This is a genomic window from Mesorhizobium sp. M7A.F.Ca.US.014.04.1.1, assembly GCF_003998745.1.
Classification (GTDB): Bacteria; Pseudomonadota; Alphaproteobacteria; order Rhizobiales; family Rhizobiaceae; genus Mesorhizobium; species Mesorhizobium ciceri.
In genome coordinates this window covers 1-5,035 of record NZ_RZRW01000427.1, presented here as the reverse complement: position 1 = coordinate 5,035, position 5,035 = coordinate 1, and the positions used below count along the sequence as shown (strand labels likewise).

Here is a 5,035-nt window from a genome sequence, read left to right as displayed (position 1 = left end):
TTCCAAAGATCGTCCTCATCGTAGGTTAGGGCGCCGAATCGTACGACCGAATTCGAAGGCACCATTTCATCTTACAACATATTTCGTCGCCTCGAATTTGCGCGACGTTATAAATCATACTTGAGCATGGTATGTTCTCGGAATGAGGGAAGAATCGGGATACTTTAGATTTCTGACGCACAATCCGTAGCTCGCAGGGAATAAAAAAGGCATCCATTTCAATGGAAGAAGCTGCTGAACTTACAACTCCCGTTGGAAGGCCCTTCAGAGTCCTGTGCCTCGACGGCGGCGGTATGCGTGGCATCTACACTGCGGCGTTTCTCGATCGCTTGCTCGATCAATATCGCAGGACACGCGGGGAGGAACATCTCGACCTGGGCGGCGGCTTCGATCTCATCGCTGGAACGAGCACGGGGGCCATCATCGCCTGCGCCGCGGCAATCGGCCGCCCTATGAGCGATCTAGTCAGGCTCTACCAAGTCTGGGGCAGGAAGATTTTCCCCGAGCGCATTACCGAGAGCAGAGTAAAGCTCATTGCCCGTATAGCGAAGGGTGGCAGCATAGTCAGAGCCGGCGATGCAGCGCTGCGGGAAGCCCTCAGGGTGGAGCTCGGAGACATCACCATGCTCGATGTCTACAGGAAGCGAGGGATTTCGCTTTCGATCCCCACGGTGGCCATGAGCACCCACCGGGCGTGGGTTTTCAAGAAGACGAAGACGAGCGGAGTCCGCGATGACAATTATAAGCTAGTCGATATCTGCTTGGCCTCAAGCGCGGCGCCGATCTACCGGTCCCTGGCGGCGATAAAGAACCCCGACAGCAAGCACGAGCAGATTGAGGTTTTTGCAGACGGTGGATTGTGGGCGAACAACCCAGTCATGGTGGGGATGCTGGATGCGCTAATGAACGCTGACGAGGGACAGCCCATCCAGATATTCTCCTTGGGCACATGCTCTCGACCTGAGGGAGAGGAGATTTCGTCGACACAAGTCCACAGGTCGATGCTCCAGTGGAAGCTGGGTGCCGATGTCGCGCCGCTTAGCATCACGGCCCAGGAGTTCGCCTTTGATAATATGGCCCGCATGTTCGCCAATGTTTTGAGCAAATGCGGCAGGGAGGTGCACCACGTTCGCTTTCCGCAGCAGAAAATCCCGGCCTCGAAACTCGAGTATCTCGGTCTCGACGACAGTAGGTCGGAGGCGATGAATGCGCTCTTGAGCCAGGCGTCGACGGACGCCGACATGGTCAAGAGTGCCTGTGATGATCCTCGGAACCCGCAGGGTCAATTGATCCACAATCTCATGATGTCTCTGCCTACGATGCCGGAGGCAGGCGTACCCAAGGAGTTTTTCGAATGAGAGATTGCCATCTCCAATTAGCGAAATACCAGCGTGACGAGGTGCGGCTTCCGAATGACAGCCGCAAAGGCATCTTCACCAAGGCAAAGACCAACCGGAAGCGGCTGAAGGACGGCCTAGCCGCCAACAACGATCCGACCCCGATCGGACAGCGGACTCAGGGCTCCTACGCGATGCGCACAATGATCGTCGAAAAGGGCGAAGACTATGACATCGACGACGGCGTCTATTTCAAGAAGGAGGACCTCGTCGGGTCGAAAGGAGCTGACAAGTCACCCCTCGCGGCCCGTGAAATGGTGTGCAACGCTTTGCAGGACGATCGTTTCAAAGACTCGCGAGAAGTCCTCAAGAACTGCGTGCGGGTCTATTACCACGAGGGTTACCACATCGACGTGCCCGTCTACCGCCACGTCGTTGTGAAGGACGCCTGGACCGGAAAGGAGTCTGACCACTACGAGCTGGCTAGCTCCAGCTGGAAGCGATCGGATGCGTTGGCAGTGACTTCGTGGTTCCAGGACTTCAACAAGAACAATTGCGCCAATGCGTCCAAGGACGGCGATAAGGGACAGTTTGTTGAAGTAGTCAGGCTTCTCAAAGCCTTTGCGCGGAGCCGCTCAAGCTGGAAGGGAAAGATTTCGAATGGATTCGTCATCTCGAAGCTCGTGGCCGATCATTGGGCCGAGGTTGCTGACCACGATGACAAGACGCTTCGCAATATCGCGAAGGCGATTAGGGACACGCTTGCCTGGAAACAGGTGGTCAAGCATCCGGTTCTTGACGATAACATTATCGAGGACGGCAATGCGAAGGCCAAGTTCCTCCACGACAAACTCGATGAGAACCTCAAGCATCTCGACGTTCTCGACGAATGGGACTGCGACCACGCGAAAGCGATGAGCGCCTGGGACAAGTTCTTCAATACGGACTGGTTCTCCCAGCAGCCCGACCCGGATGGGGCAAAGTCCCTCACCCAGAAAGTAGGTCCGGCGGTCAAGCGGGGTGAGACACGGTACGCCTGAGCGCGCGGTCCATTGCTCACCATCGCTCAGGCCATTGACGCTGTCTCGGCGCTCTTCGAGGCCTATCGGCCGGAGTACAGGGGATATCGCGCCTGCGAGGATGCCAAAGGGCGACCGACGGGCCGTCATCTGTGGTTGTTCGAGGTGTGGGGCCAGGATCTGTCCATCGTGGCCGACGCCGCGTTCCCGTATTCGCGACCGAACGCCTATATCATCAACTACGACGTCCAGCGAAACCTGCCGCATGTCGAGCTTGATGGCCGCTTATGCCTGACGAAGGTTGAGTTTACTACCGATCCGGCAGATGCCGCCCGGCAGGTGCTGGCGGAAGCCCTCGAGCTCCTTTATGCGCATCAGACAGGGTCTGAAGACGAGGATCTCAAGGAAGACTTCACCAACTACTGGAGCCAACGTGCTCATGTCGGCAGCCCGACGCTCTCGTTGCTCTACGAGGAACGTGCATCGACAGGGTCATATCTCCTGACTGGCAACGAGGTCTTTGTATTTGCCAGCAAGGAATTGATGCTTCGGTGGTGGGGGAATCGGAACGGGGAGGCACCCAAGCATACGAATGCCGCCCTTTTCGTCGAGCTCAAGAAGTTCCCTTTGCCGTCCGAGTTTCCCACGGATTCTTTAGGCCTTGTCAAACTCCTCCAGACGCACGCCGTCGATGGTGGAGAGGCATTGTTGAAGGCTGTGAGTGCGGTGCCGAATGGGATCGTCTTGGTGCTAGTCGGCGTTGCGCCTTCCGGCCGCCGCCAATTTGCGGGTGTCCGCCTGCTGAAAACTCTTCCTCCGCAGAAGAAGGGCTCTCGACGGAAGCCGAGGCTCAAGCTTCGACCCCGTGACAAACTCGCCGTGGGCGACCTTCTCGAGCACTATACCATTCAGCGCCTGCGGACTTCACTGCTTGACAGTTCGGCGTCCCGCAGCATCGTCGACCTGACCAATATCGCCGACAAGAGAGTAGTCGTAGTCGGATGTGGCGCTGTCGGCGCGGGCGTCGCGCGCCTACTCGCGAAGGCAGGCGTCGGACGCTTAGATCTCGTTGATCACGAGACTCTTGGCTGGGAGAACATTCGACGTCATGAGCTTGGTGGCCGTAGCGTCCGCCATTCGAAGCCGGAAGCCTTAGCATCGGACCTACGACAAGACTTGCCGGAGGTGGTCGAAGTGAGGGCTTTCTCGAAAACCATCCAGGACCTCGTCGTGTCCGGGAGCGACATATTGAAGGGTGCGGACCTCATCGTGGCCACTACGGGATCCTTGCACGCCGACAACTACATCGCCGAGCTCGCGCGGCACGGGACTCCACCGATAGCCGTGGTGTTTGGCTGGATGGAGGCATGGGGGGTGGCCGGGCACGCGTTACTGCTGTCGGGAGATGGCGCCCGGTTCACGGATGGGTTTGAGAAGGGCGCGCCTCGGCGTCCGGCATCGCGGAACGATCGTCAGCCGCCCAAGGAATGCGGTAACGCCACGACACCTTTCGGGGCACCTGAGGTTGTCGCGGTCCAGGCGATGATCGCCGAGCTCTGCCTCGATCGATTGCAAGAGTCAGGGTTGGCCGACACGTGGCGGACATGGTGGACTTCGGATCGCAATCTCGCCCGTGCCAAAGGGCAATGGACGGAGGAGTTCAAGGCGATGAAGCCCACGGTGTCGGTGTCAGGAGTGATGGAGCGACAATGGCTGTAACCCTCGAAGATAGTTCAGTCGTTGCTCGGTTCCACCGCGTAACCGTCCGGTTCTCGCCAGACGTGCTCAGGGTCTTCGACGGCTACCGACAGACGGGCTGGTTCAGTAGGGAGGCCGGAGGACAGCTGTTCGCCGACATCGAGGGTGACGTTTGGCGTGTGTTAGCGGCGACTGGCCCCAGGCCGGCGGATCGACGGGGGCGGTTTCATTTTTGGCCGGATCGCAAAGCGGAGCAGAAGGAGATTGACCAGCATTTCGCAACAGGGCTTGAGTACGTGGGGGACTGGCATACACATCCGGAGAAGGCCCCGACGCCGTCTCACGACGATATCGCCAGTATCGAGAGCGTAGTCAGAAATTCGACCTTCTATACTTCGGGTCTGCTACTTTGCATCGTCGGTCTGGCACCGTTTCCAGACGGACTACACGTTTCTTTCCATGCTTAATGGCTGCCGGCTCCGGGACGCAAGGCGGACCGCACTTGCATGGAGTCTGTGCTGCGAAAACTATGTAGGTTGTGGAGATGATGACAGACCAAGAAAAAACTATAGTTGGAAGCCTTTACGGCTTGCTGCGAAGCGTTCGCGATGAAAGCGGAGCACTGTTTTCAGGTATCGGGGTCTTGGTAAGTGACACCCCCGATACGCTTCCTACTTTTCCGTTACGGCCAAGGGCTGTCACGCCCCCCAGAGGGTCTACAACTGAGGTCTTGAGTTCAATATCCAGGGACTCCAGCGATTTCCATGACGGATTCCATCTTCTTTCATCGACCTTGGAGATCAGCTCGCTCTCCCTGTATTTTTCGCCCCCGATCCTGCGGTCGGTGGTAATGCCGCATCCCAACCCAAGGCATGGCGGACGGTACCTGGCAGCCCTGTTCGGGTCGGCGTTGCCAGGCGTGATGGCGGCAGGTGTGGCGAGTGCACATTACGGCGTGGGGATTTTTAAAAACGGGGTGGG

4 protein-coding genes are annotated in these 5,035 nt (G+C 57.9%); all 4 read left to right on the top strand.

Features of this window, described 5'->3' with window-relative positions:
• Positions 1–221: 221 nt before the first annotated feature.
• Positions 222–1,358, top strand: coding sequence for a patatin-like phospholipase family protein (locus tag EOA22_RS24075; RefSeq protein ID WP_082826781.1), 1,137 nt, complete (start codon positions 222–224; stop codon positions 1,356–1,358).
• A complete protein-coding gene (locus EOA22_RS24070; RefSeq protein ID WP_063170749.1) occupies positions 1,355–2,377 on the top strand; it encodes a cyclic GMP-AMP synthase DncV-like nucleotidyltransferase in 1,023 nt (340 codons plus the stop codon). The genes EOA22_RS24075 and EOA22_RS24070 overlap by 4 nt, the downstream gene beginning before the upstream one ends.
• A 12-nt stretch (positions 2,378–2,389) precedes the next feature.
• Positions 2,390–4,075 carry a ThiF family adenylyltransferase gene (locus tag EOA22_RS24065; RefSeq protein WP_063170748.1) on the top strand — a complete coding sequence of 562 codons (1,686 nt, stop codon included), beginning with the start codon at positions 2,390–2,392 and terminating at the stop codon, positions 4,073–4,075.
• Positions 4,076–4,847: 772 nt separating this feature from the next.
• On the top strand, positions 4,848–5,035 hold a 188-nt coding region (locus EOA22_RS38185), incomplete at its 3' end, for a hypothetical protein (RefSeq protein ID WP_206521328.1).